22 protein-coding genes are annotated in these 20159 nt (G+C 60.4%); 18 read left to right on the top strand and 4 right to left on the bottom strand.

Annotated features, from left to right (window positions below):
* Positions 1–281: hypothetical protein (locus tag QZY44_RS07770; protein ID WP_295444593.1), on the bottom strand; the 281-nt coding region annotated here is incomplete at its 3' end.
* A 320-nt stretch (positions 282–601) separates the two neighbouring features.
* Here QZY44_RS07770 and QZY44_RS07765 point away from each other — a divergent pair.
* Positions 602–844 (top strand): hypothetical protein, encoded by a 243-nt coding sequence (locus QZY44_RS07765; RefSeq protein WP_295444591.1) that lies wholly within the window; start codon positions 602–604, stop codon positions 842–844.
* A 130-nt stretch (positions 845–974) separates the two neighbouring features.
* Here QZY44_RS07765 and QZY44_RS07760 read toward each other — a convergent pair whose 3' ends face one another.
* From QZY44_RS07760 to QZY44_RS07750, 3 genes are read right to left on the bottom strand one after another with little or no spacing between them, the layout of a single operon-like run.
* Positions 975–1778 (bottom strand): hypothetical protein, encoded by an 804-nt coding sequence (locus QZY44_RS07760; protein ID WP_295444589.1) that lies wholly within the window; start codon positions 1776–1778, stop codon positions 975–977.
* The gene (locus QZY44_RS07755; RefSeq protein ID WP_295444587.1) at positions 1778–2905 is read right to left on the bottom strand and encodes an ABC transporter permease; all 1128 of its coding nucleotides are present in this window, start codon (positions 2903–2905) and stop codon (positions 1778–1780) included. The genes QZY44_RS07760 and QZY44_RS07755 overlap by 1 nt, the downstream gene beginning before the upstream one ends.
* Positions 2902–3600, bottom strand: coding sequence for an ABC transporter ATP-binding protein (locus QZY44_RS07750; RefSeq protein WP_295444585.1), 699 nt, complete (start codon positions 3598–3600; stop codon positions 2902–2904). Before QZY44_RS07750 ends, QZY44_RS07755 begins: the two co-directional genes overlap by 4 nt.
* A 438-nt stretch (positions 3601–4038) precedes the next feature.
* Between QZY44_RS07750 and QZY44_RS07745 the strand changes: the two genes are divergently transcribed.
* The 17 genes from QZY44_RS07745 to QZY44_RS35685 all read left to right on the top strand — a co-directional run bounded on the left by QZY44_RS07745 (position 4039) and on the right by QZY44_RS35685 (position 20019).
* Positions 4039–4596: a cytochrome b gene (locus tag QZY44_RS07745; protein WP_295444582.1), complete on the top strand. Its 558-nt coding sequence runs from the start codon at positions 4039–4041 to the stop codon at positions 4594–4596.
* A gap of 37 nt (positions 4597–4633) precedes the next feature.
* Positions 4634–5230, top strand: coding sequence for a YceI family protein (locus tag QZY44_RS07740; RefSeq protein ID WP_295444579.1), 597 nt, complete (start codon positions 4634–4636; stop codon positions 5228–5230).
* Positions 5231–5721: 491 nt separating this feature from the next.
* Positions 5722–6129 carry a MarR family EPS-associated transcriptional regulator gene (locus QZY44_RS07735; protein ID WP_295444597.1) on the top strand — a complete coding sequence of 136 codons (408 nt, stop codon included), beginning with the start codon at positions 5722–5724 and terminating at the stop codon, positions 6127–6129.
* A gap of 20 nt (positions 6130–6149) precedes the next feature.
* Positions 6150–6989, top strand: coding sequence for an ABC transporter permease (locus QZY44_RS07730; RefSeq protein WP_295444576.1), 840 nt, complete (start codon positions 6150–6152; stop codon positions 6987–6989).
* Between the two features lie 3 nt (positions 6990–6992).
* On the top strand, positions 6993–8291 hold the full coding sequence (locus tag QZY44_RS07725) for an ABC transporter ATP-binding protein (protein ID WP_295444573.1): 1299 nt from the start codon (positions 6993–6995) through the stop codon (positions 8289–8291).
* Entirely contained in the window at positions 8288–9061 is a 774-nt protein-coding gene (gene rfbF / locus QZY44_RS07720) for a glucose-1-phosphate cytidylyltransferase (protein WP_295444570.1), read from the top strand. The genes QZY44_RS07725 and rfbF overlap by 4 nt, the downstream gene beginning before the upstream one ends.
* Positions 9058–10125 (top strand): CDP-glucose 4,6-dehydratase, encoded by a 1068-nt coding sequence (gene rfbG / locus QZY44_RS07715; protein WP_295444567.1) that lies wholly within the window; start codon positions 9058–9060, stop codon positions 10123–10125. Before rfbF ends, rfbG begins: the two co-directional genes overlap by 4 nt.
* Positions 10122–10682 carry a dTDP-4-dehydrorhamnose 3,5-epimerase family protein gene (locus tag QZY44_RS07710; RefSeq protein ID WP_295444564.1) on the top strand — a complete coding sequence of 187 codons (561 nt, stop codon included), beginning with the start codon at positions 10122–10124 and terminating at the stop codon, positions 10680–10682. The genes rfbG and QZY44_RS07710 overlap by 4 nt, the downstream gene beginning before the upstream one ends.
* On the top strand, positions 10682–11905 hold the full coding sequence (locus QZY44_RS07705; protein WP_295444561.1) for a class I SAM-dependent methyltransferase: 1224 nt from the start codon (positions 10682–10684) through the stop codon (positions 11903–11905). The genes QZY44_RS07710 and QZY44_RS07705 overlap by 1 nt, the downstream gene beginning before the upstream one ends.
* A gap of 70 nt (positions 11906–11975) precedes the next feature.
* On the top strand, positions 11976–12797 hold the full coding sequence (locus QZY44_RS07700; protein ID WP_295444558.1) for an NAD(P)-dependent oxidoreductase: 822 nt from the start codon (positions 11976–11978) through the stop codon (positions 12795–12797).
* A gap of 33 nt (positions 12798–12830) precedes the next feature.
* Positions 12831–13874: a radical SAM protein gene (locus QZY44_RS07695; protein ID WP_365303626.1), complete on the top strand. Its 1044-nt coding sequence runs from the start codon at positions 12831–12833 to the stop codon at positions 13872–13874.
* 77 nt (positions 13875–13951) lie between these two features.
* Positions 13952–15184: a glycosyltransferase gene (locus tag QZY44_RS07690; RefSeq protein WP_295444556.1), complete on the top strand. Its 1233-nt coding sequence runs from the start codon at positions 13952–13954 to the stop codon at positions 15182–15184.
* Positions 15181–16395: an FkbM family methyltransferase gene (locus QZY44_RS07685; RefSeq protein WP_295444554.1), complete on the top strand. Its 1215-nt coding sequence runs from the start codon at positions 15181–15183 to the stop codon at positions 16393–16395. The genes QZY44_RS07690 and QZY44_RS07685 overlap by 4 nt, the downstream gene beginning before the upstream one ends.
* Positions 16379–17116, top strand: a complete 738-nt coding sequence (locus QZY44_RS07680) for an FkbM family methyltransferase (protein WP_295444553.1) — start codon at positions 16379–16381, stop codon at positions 17114–17116. The genes QZY44_RS07685 and QZY44_RS07680 overlap by 17 nt, the downstream gene beginning before the upstream one ends.
* A gap of 38 nt (positions 17117–17154) precedes the next feature.
* Positions 17155–18780, top strand: coding sequence for a radical SAM protein (locus tag QZY44_RS07675; RefSeq protein WP_295444550.1), 1626 nt, complete (start codon positions 17155–17157; stop codon positions 18778–18780).
* A 112-nt stretch (positions 18781–18892) separates the two neighbouring features.
* Positions 18893–19732 (top strand): CmcI family methyltransferase, encoded by an 840-nt coding sequence (locus QZY44_RS07670; protein ID WP_295444547.1) that lies wholly within the window; start codon positions 18893–18895, stop codon positions 19730–19732.
* Between the two features lie 164 nt (positions 19733–19896).
* Positions 19897–20019, top strand: a complete 123-nt coding sequence (locus tag QZY44_RS35685) for a hypothetical protein (RefSeq protein ID WP_365303621.1) — start codon at positions 19897–19899, stop codon at positions 20017–20019.
* The last annotated feature ends 140 nt before the right edge of the window (positions 20020–20159 follow it).

The following is a 20159-nucleotide window of genomic DNA, read 5'->3' as shown; positions in this document are numbered from 1 at the left end:
GCGAGGATCGACAGCATGACAGTACCCAATACATCCCGCTTCCTTGGTGCATTGGGGCTGGTGAGACGCAACGGGCAGCTGTCCACCCAGGGATCGAATCGCCCACTGCCATGGAGAAATTCGGTGAAGAACGACAGCTGCCCCAGTGGGGTGACGGCGGCCTGCGGGTCCCACTCAACGTGGACTCTGCCACCAAACGTGTCCACGGCAACGGGGCCGGCGAACGGCACAAATGCGGTCGTTTCGGTCTCACCCATAGGGTGAAGGATAAGATCGTTCATACGCACCTCCTTGCGTAAATATTTCATCAGGTTAGCTCACGAAGGGCAAGGTCCAACTGCTCTTTCTAGGATCATTGCTGTGCGCTTCCTGGGGTCAGGGTGGACTCGTGCGGTTCGGTGGTCCGTGTCGGCAAACGACGACCGATGCTGTCGGAAAAACGCTTACGCTATTGTCATCGACTTGACGCCGACGGAGAGCCCGAACAGCCCGGCCAGTGGTCCGCCCAACCGGCCCAGGGCCTGCCGATCTGGCCGTTGCGCGACGGCTTTGCCTCCGCCGCCAGCGTCGACGATTTCCCCCGCTGGGCACCCCAGCATTCGTGGGTACCAAAGACGGTTGCCGGTTGGCGGACCTGCGGATCGACGCGGGCGACCTGTGCGGAGACCTGCCGAGGCACTCGGCCGCAGGCCTGTTGCTGCCGGAAACCTTGGTATCCATTCTCTTGATCGACGGGCTGCGCCGCTGTCCTTCGGCGGCCTGCTCCATACCGCTCGGCGGGGGTCCCGCGACCTACCTGGGGCTCGCTGCCGCCTTGGTGCGTCGTTCTACTTTGTCAGATTGACAGGGTAACCCATTCACGATGAAAGCACGTAAAATAAGCCCTTTCTAATAGGAGTAAATCACGACGAAGCCGTGAAATCACATAGTCGTTACACCAGGCACCTGACAGGTTCGCGACCGGGGCCAAAGCATCAAGGTATTGCATGATTGGCGTGGTTCCACACCGCAGCCGCGGTGTCGAGGGCGGCGAAGGTGCCAGCCGGCACGTGGTAATCCTCATCCCCGCTGTAGACCTCAATCTCACTCACCGCCTGGTCGGCGCCCGTGATCGAGAACTTTCTCGCTGCGATCCGGCCGGATTCCTGGCGCATGGTTTCATCCACGACCACGGTGCGGACCAGGGTGTGCCGGCCATCGAACAGTTGGGTCCGCAATGGCAGGTGCCGGTTTGCATCGACACAGCTCACTACCTCGCGGATCGGTGAAGCGGTGCTATCGGTGCGCAAGCGCAGATTGACGCAATCGTCCTCGGCAACCCGGGCGGTGCCGACCATGCGCGGTTCGGGCCAGCTCCACCACGGAGCAAACAGGTCCCACACCACCAGATTGGAGTCGAATACCGGCATAAGCGGGTCCGCTTGCGCGCAGCCGGCGGCCGCCGACTCGCGATAGGCGACGGCCCTGATCGGGCCAGCGCCGATGCGCTCCGCGGCAATGAAGCGATTGCGTATCCGCTCCGGCGCAATGCCGCGAATGACCAACCGCCCCCCGGCGGCATCCATCTGCCCGACGATGGACAACTTGATGGGCAGCGAACGCTGGCCGGTGGGTGCGACCAGCGTGATGTTCATCCGCACCGCGAATCCGTCTGAATACCTGGCCTGGCGCATCGCTTCGGCAATTGCCGCCGGGGCTAGCTCGTCGCCACACGCGGCTGGCGCCCCTAGCGCGACCGTCAGCACCATGAGCAGCAAGAGCGCGCCGACGCGTCTCATCACTCGTGCCAGAGCGCCTGCGCCGGACGCAGGCGGGCCGCCTTGAGTGCCGGAAAGAGGCCGCCGGCGATACCGAGCAACACGCAGAGCCCCACCACGCCCACCAGGAAGGCGGGCGAGAACACCGCATCGATCTTGCCGCGCATCACCTCCAGATGCTCCAGAATACCGGTAATCGCGATACCCACCACGATACCGATCAACCCCCCGGCCAGCGTGAGGATCACCGATTCAGAAAACACCAATTTCATGATCGTCCGCCGTTGCCAGCCGACCGTCAACAGGATGCCGATTTCGCGCGTGCGCTCATTGATGCTCATCAACATCGTGTTGAACACGACCAGCGCGCCGACCAGGCCGGCGATCAGAATGGTGGCATGGCTCATCGCCTTGGAAATGCGCACCACGGTATTCTTGCCGACCAGTTCCCCGGAGGTGATGGCGACGAAGCCGGGCAGCGTGTCGTGCACCCGCGCCTTGAAGGCGGCAAGATCAGCCTCGGCGGCCGATTCATCCAGCTTGACGTTTAGGATGTTGACCTTTCCCGGCTTGTCAAGGATCTGCTGCGCCAGGGTGAGCGACATCACCACTGCACCATTTTCGATGACCGCCGGGCTTTCAAAGATCCCGGCCACGCGAAATTGTTGCCCCTCGATCTCCAACGTGTCGTCGACGCGCTTGTGCAGCAGTTCGGCGGCCAGCGAGCCGATCACCACCACCGGTTCGGTGTCGGCGCCGGACCAACGCCCAGCCACCAGCTTGAGGTGGTCCCACAGGTAGCTGCCAGAGGCCCAGCCAAACACGAAGACGGGGGGCGAATTTTCGCCTACACTGAGCATTTCACTCAATAACCCGACCACTTGCCGGACGTGCGGATAGCCCTTGAGCGCCTCCTGGACGCGCTCCGCCCGGAATGGCGAAGGCATGGCATTCTCGCTCGCGATACGGGTAACGATGAGGTCTGTCCCGCGCGCATCGTTCGCCTTTTGCCAACTGGCCTCAAATCCCCACGCAATACCGGTGAGTGCCACCACCGCGGCGATGCCGAGCGAAATGGCCGAGACGGTGAGTCCGGCGCGCGCCGGTCGGCGATAAATGTTGCCAAACGCGAGACTGAGCAGGTTCATGGGGCAGGGTCCTGCGGCAGCGCGATCTTCCCGTCGCGCATATGGATGATCCGATCGGCGCGCGCAGAGACACTCGGGTCATGCGTCGCCATGATGAGCGTCAACCCTCGCTCCTTCTGGATGTCGGTCAGCAGGGTCAGTACCGCCGCGCTGTTGGCGCTATCCAGGCTGCCCGTCGGTTCGTCGGCGAGAATCAGATCGGGGGTGTTGATGAGCGCGCGCGCGATGGCCACGCGCTGTCGCTCGCCGCCCGACATTTTGTTGGGAAAATGGGCCATGCGGTCGCGTAAACCCAATTTTTCCAGCAGCTCACGCGCCCGCGCCACCTGGTCGCTGCCCGCCCCCGGGACGCCGATGGTGGCGACCACGACGTTGTCAAGCGCATTTAGCGTGGGAATGAGATTGAACGATTGGAAGATGAAACCGATGTGCTGCCGACGAAACAGCGAGGGGTCGCGAATCCCGCCATAGGGTTGAGCGCGGAAGAAGACCTCGCCGGTCGTCGGGGCCTCGAGGGTGCCGATAATGTTCAACAGGCTCGACTTACCGCAACCGCTCGGACCGACCACCGCCACGAATTCGCCCGCGCGGATCGCAATATCGACCCCGTCCAGTGCTTGAGTTTCGCCATCGTCGAAATGCAGCGCGAGTGCGCGGGCGCGAACGATGGCATCCGGAAACGACTCTGTATTCATGTGATCGCGGGGCCCGCGCGGCGGCCCAAAGCCTCTTCGGCTGGCTATTTTCGAGTGAACCCGGAGCGATGGAACTCGGGTCCCGGTACGCCGTCAACGGTCCGGCACATCGGCCGTCGGGACGGGGCGATCATCGTTGGAGCGACCGGAGACTGTCAAGGTCGACCGTTGGGGTGCTCGAACACTTAGGGAACGCGCTGGGCAGAGGCGTTGGCGGCGGGGAGTTTGCCAGAGTCGCGATCTCGGGTAAGCTGACTTTCAGCCTCCGGGAGCGCAGCGGTTGGCCACGTCGTCGGTCACTGCGGCCGGAACGCCGGACGCCCGGCCGTCGGCACTGCGCCAGTCCCGGTGGGGGGGCGGCGGGCTCCCCCAAACAACTGATTAAAAGTATTATTTTCACGTCAAGCGGGCGTCGCGCGCCCGGGAGCGGACGAGAACATGCGCTGGCGCAACACCGAGGACAGTTACGGGGTGGTTTCCGTGGCCCTGCATTGGCTGATGGGGTTCGCGGTCGTGGGGCTGTTCGGCCTCGGCGTCTATATGCGGAGCCTTACTTATGCTGACGCCTGGTACCTCCCCGGACCCTATATCCACAAGAGCGCCGGGGTCCTGCTGTTCATCGTGCTGGCCGCCCGGCTGGCCTGGCGCTTCGTCAGTCCGCCCCCGCGCGTCCCACTCACCCTGACCCCCTTGGCGCGCCGGTCCGCGGCGCTGGTCCATGTGCTGTTTTACGTCTTGCTGTTCGCCATCACGCTGAGCGGCTATCTCATCTCGACGGCAGACGGGCGTCCGATCGAGGTGTTCGGGTGGTTCGCGATCCCCGCGACCGTGACCAGCATTCCCCACCAGGCGGACCTGGCAGGTAGTGTGCATCTTATCCTCGCCTATTGCGTCATGGCGTTGGCCGCGGTGCATGCGCTGGCCGCGCTCAAACACCAGTTCGTCGACCGGGACCGCACGCTGCTGCGGATGCTCGGCCGCGGCGGACTGCCCTGACGCCAAGATTCCCGTAACCCCGCACGAGGTCCAGTCCATGTCGATTCCCCAACGCCCCTTACTCATCCTGGCCGCCCTGGCCCTCGCCGCCGCCAGCTTCGGGCTGCCAGGCAGCGCCGCGGCGGAGGTTGAAAAGTACGCCATCGACGCCGCCGGCGGCCACGCCTCCATCAATTTCCGCATCAGGCACCTGAATTTCGGGTGGGTGTACGGGCGGTTCAACACCTTCTCCGGGACCTTCACCTACGATACCGAGGCCGCCAAGAATTCCAGCATCGAGTTGCTGATCCAGACCGCGAGCGTCGACTCGAATCAAGCGGAGCGCGACAAGCATCTGCGCAACAAGGATTTCCTGAACGTCGACAAGTTCCCCACAGCGACCTTCAAGAGCACCGCGTACAAGGAGGGACTCGGCAGTTCGGAGCTTGCAGGCGATCTGACCCTGAACGGGATCACCAAGCCCATCAGCTTCCAGGTGGAGCAGCTCGGGAACGGCCCCGACCCCTGGGGCAAATATCGTCGCGCCTTCCTGGGCACCGCCGCAATCCCTCTGAAGGAGTTCGGGATATCAGATTTTGGGCCGACTGCCAGAAACGTGGAACTGACGTTTGTGATCGAGGGCGTCCGGCAGTAGCCGGGGACCAGTCGTGTGCGCGGTACCAGCGCGCCCCCGGCCCGGATCAGCCGCGTAGCCGGGCTGCGCCGCGGCGTGGAACCAATCGCCTGCGCTGGCGTGCCCCCCCGGCAACCGTCTGCCCAGACCACCCGCAGGTCCAAACTGGGACCGCCGCAAGAACGCTGCGGGAGACGCTGTCTTATCCCTGCGACAAAGCCATCCGCTACCCTAGGGCGGAGTAGACACACCCAAGCCGCCATGAGCACCGAGGCTGCTGGCGCTGGCTCCACCAGATGCGCTCGATGATTTGCCAAATTTTGCAGCGCCCGCAGCCCGAGCAGCATTGACCCCTACCCGGGTCTATGCTGAAATGACTAATGTGTTCACCAAATGAACAAATTTAGCGGCCGGGCACTGCAAGCCCTCTTCCAAGCGCCCCAAAACCACTTACTGTCCATGTGACGGTAGGGCGGTAGCGTGCCTGAGACTCGATCCGCAGGACTCCTCCCCTGAGCGACGACGCCCACTACCACCTGCTGAAGCTCCTGGCGGAGCGGCCGGACGCGAGCCAGCGAGAACTCTCTCAAGCCCTTGGCGTCAGCCTGGGAAAGGTGAACTACTGCGTCAAGGCTCTCCTCGATCAGGGATGGATCAAAGTGACCAATTTCACGAACAGCAGTAACAAGCGCGCCTACGCCTACCTGCTCACTGCCAGCGGCATTGATGCCAAAGCGCGCATTACCGCCCGCTTCCTAAAACGCAAGATCGACGAATACGAGGCACTGAAGCAGGAAATCGCCTGCCTCAAGGCCGAAGTCGGGGCCGTCCAAGCTGACTTCACAGAACTTAATCAACAGCGCGTCGGACCAATCGGGCTGACCGGAATGTCAGCCGATCAGCGGCACGACGACCGCTAACACCGCAAGACGTAAGACTTATGTCCGAATGGACCCAAACGATCGAACCCCGCGGACGCCTGTTCGATCTGAAGCTGGGCGAGCTGTGGCACTACCGGGACCTGATCGCGCTATTCGTGCGCCGCGATTTCGTGGCACAGTACAAGCAGACCATCCTGGGCCCCGCCTGGCACCTTATCCAGCCACTGCTGACCACACTGATGTTCACCGTCGTGTTCGGTTACATCGCGCGCATACCCACCGACGGGGCGCCGCCGTTCCTGTTCTATATGGCAGGGACGGTGATGTGGGGCTATTTCTCGACCGTGCTCACCGGCACTTCCGGGACCTTCACCAGTAATGCCGGGATTTTTGGTAAGGTCTATTTTCCGCGCTTGGCCGTACCGCTGGCGGATCTACTGTCGAAGTTGATCGCCTTCGGTATCCAGTTCCTGTTTTTTTTGTGCTTCGTCGGCTTTTTCATGCTGCGCGGGTCGGTCGTCTCACCCAACGCCTGGGTGCTCCTGACGCCGCTGCTGCTCGTGATCATGGCCGCCTTGGGTCTGGGGCTCGGCGTGATGGTCTCCTCGCTCACCACCCGCTACCGCGACCTGACGGTCGTGGTCGGCTTCGGCGTCCAGTTGCTCATGTACGCCACCCCGGTTATTTACCCGGTCTCTGCACTGCCAGAGCCTTATCGCTTCTGGGCGTTACTTAACCCGATCGCACCGGTCATGGAGATATTCCGCTTCGCCTACCTGGGTGTCGGGGCCGTCAGCCTCGGGCTGCTGACCTACAGCGTCGCGGTCACCAGCGTGATCCTGTTTGTCGGTATTGTCCTGTTCAACCGCGTTGAACGGACGTTTATGGATACGGTTTGAGCCATGTCGGTCGTCATCCAAGTCGAAAACCTGAGCAAGTATTACCGTCTGGGCCTCATCGGCGGCATCACCCTACGCGAAGACCTCAACCGCTGGTGGGCGAAGGCCCGCGGCCGGCCTGACCCGGCGCTCAAGATCGGCATGGAAGACCATGGTAACCGCGTCGGCGGTGAGCTGTGGGCGCTGCGTGATGTCAGCTTTGAGGTGCACGAGGGCGAGATCCTTGGCATCATCGGCCGCAACGGCGCAGGCAAGAGCACGCTGCTCAAGGTCCTTTCGCGTATCACCGCTCCCACCACCGGTCACGTCAAGATCAAGGGCCGCGTCGGCAGCCTGCTGGAGGTCGGCACTGGCTTCCATCCCGAACTCACCGGGCGCGAAAACATCTATCTCAACGGCGCAATCCTCGGCATGAAGAAGGCCGAGATCGTACGCAAACTCGACGAGATCATCGATTTCGCCGAGATCGCGCAGTTCATCGACACACCGGTGAAGCGCTATTCGTCGGGCATGTATGTGCGCCTGGCATTCGCGGTGGCGGCTCACCTCGAGCCGGAAATACTGGTGATCGATGAGGTGTTGGCCGTAGGGGATTCAGCATTTCAAAAAAAATGCTTGGGGAAGATCCAGGACGTCTCATCCCATGGCCGGACGATCCTGTTTGTCAGTCACAATATGGGCATGATTACCTCGCTCTGCTCGCGTGGCCTGTTGCTTGATCGCGGCCGGCTCGTTAGCACCGGGACGGCACCCGAGGTGGTCTTGTCTTATTTTGGCCGCGATGGCTCAGCACCTTATTCTGCCGATTTCAGACGCGGCCCTAAGCCCATCGGCGATCACCTGGCGAGACTGCTTGAGGCACATATCGAGGACGCGGCAGGCAATACGACCGGCGAGGTCGATATCCGCCAGCCCTTCCGCGTCACGATGCGTTATCAATTGCGCCAGCCAACGCCAGTGGCACCCGGTCCAAATTTCCATTTTTACGATACCCGCGGCGAGGTAGCTTTCATCAGTGGCAGTACCGAGTATGACCGCTGCACGGGTGCTGAGCCGGGCACCTACGTCGCCTGTTGCGAAATTCCCGGCCAGCTGCTGAACAGCGAAACCTATTTTATCGGACTTGCCCTCACGTTTGTTTTCCCTAACGTCCACGTCAGCTTTTTCGAACGCGATGCCCTGGCGGTGACCGTGGTGGATCCGATCGGCGAGACCCTGGACAACCTCCGCAACGGTTATAGCGGCTCCATCCCGGGAATCGTGCGTCCCAGGCTCGATTGGACGATACAACGGCAGTCATGAAGGCCGTCATCCTCGCCGGCGGACTCGGCACCCGCATCTCCGAGGAAACCCATCTCAAGCCCAAACCGATGATCGAGATCGGCGGCAAGCCTATCCTCTGGCACATCATGAAGCTCTATTCCGGCCATGGCGTGAATGACTTCGTCATCTGCTGCGGGTACAAAGGCTATCTGATCAAGGAATATTTTGCCAACTACTTCCTCCACATGTCGGATGTGACCTTCGATATGGCGAACAACCGGATGCAGGTACATCAACAAAAGGCCGAACCCTGGAAGGTCACACTGGTCGATACCGGAGACGACACGCTCACCGGCGGTCGACTGAAGCGGGTCAGCGACTATATCCGCGATGAAGAGGCCTTTTGTTTCACGTATGGCGACGGACTGAGCGACGTGGACATCGCGGCGCTCATCGCCTTCCATCAGGCGCATGGCAAATGGGCGACAGTCACCGCCGTACAGCCGCCCGGCCGCTATGGCGCACTCGAGCGGGCCGGGGACCGGGTTACCGCCTTTACCGAAAAGCCGCGTGGCGACGGCGGCCTGATAAACGGTGGTTTTTTTGTACTGTCACCGCGCTGTCTCGATCTCATCGTCAACGACGAGACCGCCTGGGAGGGCCCACCGCTAGACCAACTTGCCCGAATGGGTCAGATGATGGCCTTTGAGCACCGAGGCTTCTGGCAGCCCATGGACACCCTGCGCGACAAGAACCAGCTCGAACAACTGTGGGATACGGGTGAGGCACCGTGGAAGCGGTGGGCATGACCCCGCCGAACCCCGACCCCGGGTTCTGGCGTGGCAAGCGTGTCTTGCTGACCGGTCACACCGGCTTCAAGGGCGCCTGGCTCGCGTTCTGGCTGAGTCAACTGGGTGCACGGGTCACCGGTATCGCCCTGGCGTCGGTCACGACGCCTAACCTCTGCGCCCTGGCCGAGATCCCGTGCCTGGTCGATAGCCACGAGTGCGATATCCGCGATGCGACGGCCCTCGCCGCTCGCGTCGCGGCCGCTGATCCTGAGATAGTCCTGCATCTTGCTGCCCAGTCGCTGGTGCGTGCCAGTTACCGCGACCCGCTCGGCACCTTTGCAACCAACGTCTTGGGCACCGCCAATCTACTGGAGGCCCTGCGCGTGGTGTGCGCGCTGCGGGTCGTCGTCGCCGTCACAACAGACAAGGTTTACGCAAATGCCGAGCACGCCTTTCCCTACCGTGAAAGTGATCCACTCGGCGGCCACGACCCCTATAGTGCCAGCAAGGCTGCCGCTGAACTGGTTATCGGCAGCTATCGCGACGCCTTTCTGGCAGGGCAAGGGGTTGCAGTCGCCTCCGCCCGCGCAGGCAACGTGATCGGCGGCGGCGATTGGTCAGAGGATCGCCTGATCCCGGACGCGATTCGCGCCTGGGACGCGAATCAACCACTGGCCATTCGCCGCCCACAGGCCACTCGACCCTGGCAGCATGTGCTCGAGCCCTTGGCTGGCTATCTGCGACTCGCGCAACGCCTCTGGGATCAACCCGCGCTGGCCGGCGCCTACAACTTCGGCCCACACACCCATGAGGCCGCAACCGTCCGGCAGGTGATCGAACTCGCCCAATCCGTTTACGGTAGCGGCACGGTCGACTGGGGCGACGGGAACGAAGGGCCGCACGAAGCCGGCTGGCTAGCGTTGGAGATCGCCAAGACACGCACCCAGCTTGGCGTCCACCCCCGCTGGAGCTTGACGCAAGCTGTCCAGCGCACCCTACGCTGGTATCGCCTGCAAGCGCAGGGTGAGTCAGCACACAACCTGTGCGAAGCCGACATCGCCGCGTTCCTCGCCGCTACATGAACCGCTTCACCCACAGCGAGACACCCCTACACGGGCTCATTTTGCTACAGCGCCACCCCATCGGCGACCAGCGGGGCTATCTGGAGCGGCTATTCTGCGGCGACACCCTTGCCCCACTGCTCCACGGCCAGGCCATCGCCCAGATCAACCATACCCTGACCGCCCAGGCGGGCACCGTCCGGGGGCTACACTTTCAATCCCCGCCCCATGCCGAGACCAAGCTCGTGACCTGCCTGAGGGGCGAGGTCTTCGACGTCGCCGTTGACCTGCGCCAGGGTTCGCCGACCTTCCTGCGCTGGCACGCCGAACGGCTGAGCGCGGCCAATCACCGGACGCTCGTCATCCCTGAGGGTTTTGCCCACGGTTTGCAGACCCTGACGGCCGACTGCGAACTGCTTTATCTGCACACCGCCGCCTATTGCGCGGCCGCCGAAGGGGCACTCAACGCCGTCGATCCCCGACTTGGCATCGCTTGGCCACTGCCGGTCGCCGAACGCTCTACCCGCGATCAGACCCATCCGTGGTTGACGGACGATTTCCTCGGCATGGCCATTTGATGAACTGCCGCCACTGCGACACCAGACTTCGCCATGTGTTCTTGGACCTCGGCTTCGCCCCGCCGTCCAACGCCTATTTGACGGACGCGGACCTTCATCGCCCCGAGCTGTATTACCCGCTCAAACTCTATGTTTGCGACCACTGTTGGCTGGTCCAGACCGCCGACTACACCAAAGCCGCCGATCTGTTCCGCGCCGACTATGCCTATTTTTCCTCGACATCATCCACCTGGCTGGCCCACGCCGCCCGTTACACCGACCTGATCTGCGCCCGACTCAACCTCGGCGCCGCAAGCCTGGTCGTTGAGGTAGCCGCCAACGACGGCTACCTGTTGCGCAATTTCGTCGCCGCGGCGATCCCCTGCCTTGGTATCGAACCGACCGCCGACACGGCCGCGGCCGCCGAGTCACTCGGTATTCCAGTGCTGCGCGAGTTCTTCGGCGCCGCGTTGGGTCGGCAGTTGGCCGAACAGGGGCGCCAGGCCGACCTCATCATCGGCAACAACGTCTACGCCCATGTGCCGGACATCAACGACTTCACCGCCGGCCTTAAGTCCTTGCTCAAACCCGGCGGCACCATCACGCTGGAATTTCCGCATCTGCTGAGGCTGATTGCCGAAAACCAATTCGACACGGTCTATCACGAGCACTTCTCCTATCTCTCGCTCGGCACGGTGCAGCGCATCTTTGCCGCCCAGGGCCTGCACGTCTGCGACGTTGAACAACTGCCCACCCACGGTGGCAGCCTGCGGGTCTACGGCGTACACCGAGACGACCCGCGTTTATCCACGCCGAGCGTCCGCCAGGTGTTGGACGACGAGGTGGGCGCCGGTCTGAGCGACCTGTCGGTCTACCAGGGATTCCAAACACGCGCCGACCGCGTCAAAGACGACTTGGTGGCCTACCTAATTGAGCAAAAGCGCGCTGGCCGGACCGTCGCCGCCTATGGGGCGGCGGCCAAGGGCAACACCCTACTCAACTACGCTGGGGTTAAGCCCGACCTGTTGCCCTTCGTCTGCGACGTGGCGCCGTCCAAGCAGGGAAAATACCTGCCCGGCAGTCACATCCCGATCCTCCCGCCCGCGGTTCTGACCGCACAGCGTCCGGACGATCTGCTGATTCTACCCTGGAATATTGCCGATGAGGTGCGCAACCAACTCAGCCAACTGGCCACGCAAGGCACACATTTCATAACCGCCGTCCCGCGGCTGTTGATCAGATGAGAAAGGCCCAGACACCGAGACCCCGTGATCTTCCTCACCGCCGGTCGCGGATGATGGCGGACCGGGTGCCATGATTTTGCTCACTGGCGGCGGCGGCTTCGTGGGCCGCCAGGTCATGCGCAACCTGACCGAGCAGGGGCATCCGCTGCGCCTCGTGCTACGTCCCAACGCGGGCGCCATAACCGGATTGAGCCAAGCCACCGAGGTCATCGAGACCCCGGATCTGTTCCAGGCCAGCCGCGAATGGTGGGGGAATGCGCTGAGTGGCGTCGACACCGTCGTGCATCTGGCTTGGTACACCGAACCAGGCAAGTATCTTCAATCCGAGCGCAACCTGACCTGTCTCGCCGGCACGCTCGAGCTGGCCCGCGCCAGCATTGAAGCCGGGGTGCGTCGCTTTGTGGGTGTTGGCACCTGCGCCGAATACGACCTAGGGCCGGCCGTGTTGCGCATCGATACCCCGCTCAATCCGCAAACACTGTACGCCGCCTGCAAGGCGTCTGCGTTTTACGTCCTGAGCCAACTGCTTGCAGCGAACGCGGTCGAGTTTGCCTGGTGTCGGCTATTCTATCTCTACGGAGAGGGAGAAGATGAGCGACGACTGGTGCCATGCCTACGACAACGCATCGCCGCCGGCGAACCCATCGAATTGACCAGCGGCGATCAGATCCGCGACTATCTGGACGTTCGCGACGCGGGCGCTATGATCGCCGAGGCCGTCATTGGCAATCATCAAGGCCCGCTCAACATCTGCTCGGGCATCCCGGTCACGGTGCGGCAGTTAGCGGAAAGGATTGCCGACGAATATGGACGACGCGATCTGCTCAAGTTTGGTGTGCGGCCAGAGAGTCCGTTCGACCCCCCATGCATTGTTGGCAACAGTTCCGTATAAACAGGGTCGAATTACAGTCAACTGGAGAAGCAAGTGAAGGCGCAAATTAAACCACGCATCAACCTTGAGGGGCGGACCGCACTACAGGACGTAATCCCATTAGCCACACCTTTTGTCGTGTTCGTTGATCCATCCAGCGCATGCAATTTTTCGTGCCCATTCTGCCCGACGGGACACCGGGACATGATCGAAGAAACGGCGCGCTTTCAGGGTGTTATGAAACTCCCATTATTTCAGAAGATCGTTGACGATTTGCAGGAATTTGATCGCCCGATCAAGGTATTGCGACTATACAAAGATGGCGAGCCCTTTTTGAACAAGAACCTGGACAAGATGATTGCCTATGCCAAGCAAAGCGGCAAAGTTGAATATATAGATACTACGACGAATGCTTCCTTGATGACGCCAGAGCGGCTCGGGCCTATCCTTGATGCGGGTCTCGACAAGATAAATATTTCAGTCGACGGCATGACTCACCAGCAGTACCAGAAATTCACGGGTTTCGATTTCGATTTCGAGAAATTCGTCGCTAATGTAAAGTGGTTGTATGCGCATAAAGGCAACTGTGAAATCGTACTAAAAATCCCCGGCGAGCTGATTACTGAGGCCCAGCGAGAGGAATTCTACGAGACGTTCGGCGATCACTGCGACCGCATCTTCATCGAGAATTTTGCCCCCTGCTGGCCCCAATTTGACGTCGAGGCCCATACCGGATTTAAGATCACGACTGGCATTTACCAGCAACCGGTGACACCGACCGATACCTGCCCCTACATATTTTATTCCATGTCGGTGAATGCCGACGGACTGGTCAGCGCCTGCTTTCTCGATTGGGGCCGCAAGCTCCTGATGGGTGATGTGCGCCGACAAAGCCTGAAATCGATCTGGCATTCCGAACAGCTGAATGCCCACCGCCTGATGCATCTCGAGGGTAAGCGCAGCCAGCATCCAGTCTGTCGCAGTTGCGGGCAACTCAGCCATTGCCTGCCCGACAATCTCGACGCCTATCGCGACCACCTGCGGCCGCGCTTCCTCGAATATGTGGCGGGCAATATCAGTCCCGACGTGCGTAAATAGGTCGGCGCAACAGTGCGTCCCATCACCGACTTGACACTGACCGGGCGGAGTGCAGCCCGTCACTTGAACGGCGCACCATGAGGATCGTGCACATCACGCCCCATCTGGGCGGCGGTGTCGGCAAGGCGCTGTCCGTCCTTTTGCGGGGCATGGCGACAACAGGCACGAATGACCACGCCGTGCTGTGCCTTGAGGACCCGAAAAAGCGGCAGGCGCTCGAGTCTATTGAGGCGGTCGGCTGGCCGGTGACGATTCGGCCATCAGTCGCACAGGTCGAAGCGGCCGTCGCGCAGGCCGACATCGTACAACTTGAATTCTGGAACCATCCCGAGATTCCGGCCCTGTTGTGCGCCCTGAGACCGGCGCCGATGCGCCTGCTCACTTGGTGTCACGTCTCTGGTTTGGGGGCACCCTGCGTCCCGCCGGAGCTTCTGGCCTCCCCGGCGCGGATGGTTTTCACCTCGCCCTGCTCGCTTGCAAGCGAGGTGGTGCTGCAGTCGGGCAGGGACTTCCCCGTGGTGTCCAGCGGCTGCGTCGACGGCCTGCCGGCAAGGATAGAAAGAGACGTCGCGGTGGGCCTGCGCATCGGCTATATTGGTACGCTCGACTTTGCGAAACTCCATCCGGACTTCGTCGAGTTCATCGCCTGCCTGCCTGCCTCGACGCTACCGGTACATCTTTACGGTGACCTGACAAACCGCGATACCCTTCAGGCGCAGTGCGCGGCGCTCGGCCAACCGGGCCTTCTACGATTCCACGGTCATGTCACGGATATCGCCCGAGTGCTGGCCGGGCTTGACGTCCTGGCCTACCCGCTGAACCCACGTCATTACGGCACAGCGGAGAATGCCCTGATCGAAGCGATGGCGATGGGCGTGGTGCCGGTGGTACTCGACAATCCGGCCGAGCGCTGCATCGTTGCTCATGATGAGACCGGATTCGTCGTCAACGATAAGCGCGGATTCCAGGCGGCGGTGCAGACCCTGCTCGCCGATTCCGGACGTCGGCTGGCAATGGCCCGTCGAGCGGCCTTGACGGTGCGAACCCGCTTCACCGCGCAGACCATGGAAACGGCAATGAGCGTGCAGTACCGGACGCTGATGCGACAGGAGAAGGGCACGTTCGCCTTCCGTCAAATCTTTGGCACCACCCCGGGGGACTGGTTCGCCAGTTTCCAACCGGGCGGGATACCCGATCTCAGCCAATCGCCATCGACCGGGCCCAACAAGGGCAGCGTGCATCACTTCCTGTCACGGTTCCCGGAAGACCCTGACCTGCAACGTTGGGCGGGCACCCTGGAAATCCCATGACCGAACGCTCCTACATCCTGCCGCGAGCCTTGCCGGCCCCGCCCGATATAGGCACCGCCTTGGCCTTACTGCGGCAGGTCGCGGCAGAGAAGACGACGCTAGCCCCCCGCCTCGTTGACCGGCCGCTGGCACTCTACGGAGCGGGCGATTTGGGCCGATTGGCACGCGACTACTTTACTCGCGTCGGCATTTCCATCGATTTCGTGGTGGACCGCGATGCCGAGCGGTTGGCCAATTCGGCTGCCTGGGAGGGTGTGCACCTGCTTACCCCCGACGCAGTGCCCGCGCAAGCGCGGAAATCCATGCTGCTGGCGGTGTGTGTGGCCACGATACCTTACACCACACTGGACGAAGATCTCCGACAGTGTGGCTGGGTCGATGTCGCCCCCTTCTATGACATCGCTGAGGCCTATCGTGATCGGCATCCCCTATCCAACGGCTGGTTCGCGCCACCGCTGGTTGAACGTGATCTAGTGGGAATTGCTTCCGTTCTGGCGGGTTGGGGTGATAATCTGTCGCGGGCACATCACTTGCAATTTCTGGCTTGGCGGCGCTTGCGCGAAGAATGGAACTTTATTGGTGCTCCGGTGACAACCGATGACCGCTATTTTATTGCGGATTTGCGCGCTCTGCTGACAAACCACGAGGCCTTCGCCGACATCGGCGCACACCAGGGCCGGGTCATCCGGCGTTTCCTTGAAGCCGTTAAGGGGCGGTGCGCGCAGATTTGGGCGGTCGAACCTGATCCCGACAGCCTTGTGCAACTGCACCAACTGGCCGGGGGCCTAGGCCTGCCGGATGGCGCGGCCCTACATATTATCCCCAGGGCCGTGGCCGAGGCACAGCGTGAGGCGCGTTTTGCGGCTGGGCTGGACTATGCCTCACAGCTCTCCGAACTCGGAGAGGTACCAGTGCCAGTCACCACCATCGACCAGCTAGGGCTCGCGCCAAGTTTCCTCAAGCTGCATCTCGAAGGCGGAGAGCTTGCGGCACTGCGCGGCGCGCGCCAAACGCTGGCCCGGTGCCGGCCACTCCTGGCCGTCACCAGTTACCACAACTCGCAGGGGCTGTGGGAACTGCCGTTGTGGCTGATGCAGACGCTGCCAGACTATCGCTTCCTGATGCGTCTACATAGCTGGGTGGGAACCGGTGCTGTAATCTATGGGCTTCCTAGCAACCCAGGGGGTAATGCACGTGAAGCGTTTTGTTAGTCAATCAAATTTGGTGATTGACCTCGGCATGAATAACGGCGACGATTCTGCTTACTATCTGGCCCGCGGCTTTCGTGTGGTAGGGGTAGAGGCTAACCCCGAACTTTGCATAGTCACGAACGCCCGCTTTGCCGCAGCTATCGCTAATGGGCGGCTGGAAATCATCAATGCTGCAATCACCGATTCAATAGGATTGAAAATCTTCTATATTAACCGCGCCATTGATCACTGGAGCAGTCTTGATGCCGCTTGGGCGGGAAGAGATGGCCATCTGCTTGAGCCTATAACGATCGACGGTTTGCCTATAGCTGCATTATTTGCGCACGCCGGTACACCTGTTTATTTGAAAGTGGACGTTGAAGGGGCGGATGAACTGGTGCTGGATCAACTCGCACTCCTAGATGAACTGCCCCAGTACCTTAGCGTAGAAGATTGCCGCTTCGGGTTCCGTTATTTGGAGAAAATGACCGAGCTCGGCTACTGCGAGTTCCAACTTCTTGATCAGTCACAAGTGCCACAATTAGTCGACCCTGTCATCCAGTGGCGCTTTTTGCCCGGCGCATCAGGACCGTTTGGTGAGGCGCTGCCAGGGCGTTGGATTAATGCCAAGGAAATGATGGATTATTATAGCCAAATAGTGCGAGACCGAGACGGGCACCGCCGTGCATCGCGCACTCATTGGTGGGACATACATGCACGAGGACCAATTGAGGCGATGTAATACGAATTGCGGAGCCAACCAATCAGAAGCAGGGTTTTATGAAGAAATTGCTATTCATTATTCCGCCCTATTTTAATGCCGACGACTATTTGTCGAAGGATCGGGCAGCGGTGCTTCCGGCATTCACGTTGCCTTATGGCATTCTGTCGATGCAGGCTTATCTCAAGGCCCACTGCGCGGTACCGCATGAGACACGCCTGCTCGATCTGAATGTCATCCTCAAGCGACTAGTCGAGACAGCATCGGCTGAGAACCCTGGCGAAGTTTTTTCTCTCGAGATCGCGGCCGCCATGCGCGAATTCAAGCCCCACTTCATCGGCATTTCTGCCCTATTTAATTCTTCGGGCCGCTACATTCGCGCACTGATCGCATGCTGCAAACTCATTGATTCAAGCGTTATCATATTGGCAGGCGGCGGGCTAAGTTCAGCTGCCTTCTCGATGATGTTGGAAAATTGCCCAGAACTTGACGCCATCTGCATAGGAGAAGGGGAGCGGCCATTGCAGGCATTGCTGGAGGCTGAAGACCCCTACGCCGTCATTCAAGTGCATAAGAGCTGGATCTGCCGAAATGGTCTAGCGCGACATAAGGTGCCACAGCATACGTTCATCGAGAACTTGGACGAGATTCCGCCCTTTGATTATGACGACATCGATCTAGATATATACAACCATCGCAGCATCGATAAACGCTACGCCGGCCGGCCTAAGCGCGAGATGGCAATCCATACCTCTCGAGGCTGCCCGTTCCATTGCGTGTTCTGCTCGAACCCCAGTCTCCATGGTCGCGACGTGCGCATCATGAGTGTGGAACGAGTAGTCACCGATGTCCAGCGTATGCGCGATGAATTTGGCATGACGGTGCTGCTTCTGGAGGACGATCACTTTTTTCATGATCGGAATCGTGCCAAGGAAATCCTGCGCGAACTAGCAAAACTCGATATTCGAGTGGAATTTCCGAACGGCGTGGCGGTATACGCGATCGATGAAGAAGTCGCCGACCTACTTGCTAAGGCAGGGGTTTCTGCAGTGGCGTTAGCTGTGGAGTCTGGGTCAGACTATGTACTAAATCACATTATTAATAAGCCACTGAAGATAAAGCTTGTAAAACCAGCAGTTGAGGCGCTCCGTAAATTTGACGTCCGCGCGCATGTGTTCATAGTTATCGGGCTCCCCGGCGAACACGATATTCATCGGGATGAAACGTTGCAGATGCTATTGGATAACGGCTTCGACTGGGTGCACGTATATTTGGCAATGCCAATTTTTGGTAGCCGACTCTACGATATCTGCATTCAAAATGACTATATTGAAAACAACAAGAGTGACGATTTTGTCGCCACGAAATCAGTTATTCGCGCGCCCGGTGTGGACCCTGAGCTTTTGCAGGCTTTTGCTTACAACTTGCAACTGAGAGTAAACTTCGTGGAGAACTACAATATGAGGATCGGGCGTTATGATGTGCCAATAGACTACATAAAAAACGTAATCGACAAGTATCCCGAGCATGCGTTCGGCCATCATTTTCTTGCTAAGTGCTACAAAGCGATTGGGCAAGAGGACTTAGCGCAGATGCATCAAGATATCGCGGAAGCGATCTTCCAGACCGATTCATGGTGGCGCGAGTTGGCCGAGAAGTTTAGGGTCATGCATACGGAGAGGTAAGCTTTGCGCAATAATTTGCCATTATACAACTTTTCCCTGGGCCACCCTCGGGGCGTCTCCTTGGGGGACGCCGTCTGCTACGCGGCGCCCCGGTGCGCCACTGGAGATCAACATGACGCCTGAAAAAGAGTTCGACCGGCGCGTGAAAGAGAATGTCCGCCGTTTGGGAGAGGATAAGGATTTCCGCGGGCTCAGCAATGTCTGGGTCCGCGAAGCGATCCGTCATTCGTATGCCCAAAACTTCACTTGGCTAGGCCGACCAATCATCCAGGTACCCCAAGACGTCTATGCGATTCAGGAGCTGATTTGGGCTGTGCGCCCCGATCTCGTCATCGAAACCGGCGTTGCACATGGCGGTTCGTTGATCCTCAGCGCTTCACTGCTGGCGCTGTTGGACTATTGCGACGCCGTAGCGGCCGGTGAGCCGCTGGTGCCATGCGACTCTCAACGTCGCGTGCTGGGCATCGACATCGACATTCGGGCACACAACCGCGCCGCGATCGCAAGCCATCCAATGGCACATCTGATCGAGTTGGTTCAAGGATCGTCGATCGAGCCGACGATCGTTTCAGCGGTAAAGCGACGGGCCGCCGACTTTAACCGCGTGCTCGTTTTTCTTGACAGCAATCACACGCATGAGCATGTTCTGGCCGAGTTGGAAGCCTATGCACCGCTGGTCGGGATGGACAGCTACTGCGTGGTCTGGGACTCCGGCGTAGAGGACCTTCCTGATGGCTTCGTGACCGACCGTCCCTGGGGAAAGGGGAATAATCCGAAGACGGCGCTCCTCGCCTACCTCGGCGCACTCGACCGCGACGGGCGTCTGGCGGCTGACGGTTCACCACTGCACTTTGAGATCGACAAGGAGATCGAATATCGGATTATGATTACTGCGTCGACTGATGGCTTTCTGAAAAGGCGGCCGACGGCCCAATGCGCTTTCGTGTCATGATCGTTGCCCCTGGCTGGGCACCAGGCCCAACACCCGGACCTTGCTCGGCAAGTCGATCAACATGACAGAAGATTAAGAATCGCTGCGGCTAGACTGGCCTATGCGGAAGCCGTCGCGGCCGGTGAGGCGGAATAACCATCAAGGCAGCCAATCACACCCCCGTCTTGGCCGAACTCGACGCCTACGCCCCACGTTTCACCCCCGGCAGCTGCTGTGTTGTCGGCGACATCCTTACCGCAGACATGCCCGCGGACGTGCTCGGTGACCGCCTTATGGCGACCGGGTGATAACCATAAGACCGCCGTGGTGGAAGATCTCAAGGCTAACCCGGAGTTCGAGATCGACAAACAGACGATCAGAAACTGCTGATGAATAGCCGGCAAGAAAAGAATCGCTAAAATGCAAAACCCGAATATGACACCGGTCG

Source organism: uncultured Thiodictyon sp. (assembly GCA_903837595.1).
Lineage (GTDB): Bacteria > Pseudomonadota > Gammaproteobacteria > Chromatiales > Chromatiaceae > Thiodictyon.
Note: the sequence above shows the minus strand (reverse complement) of the source record. Positions and strands in the feature narration are given on the sequence as shown.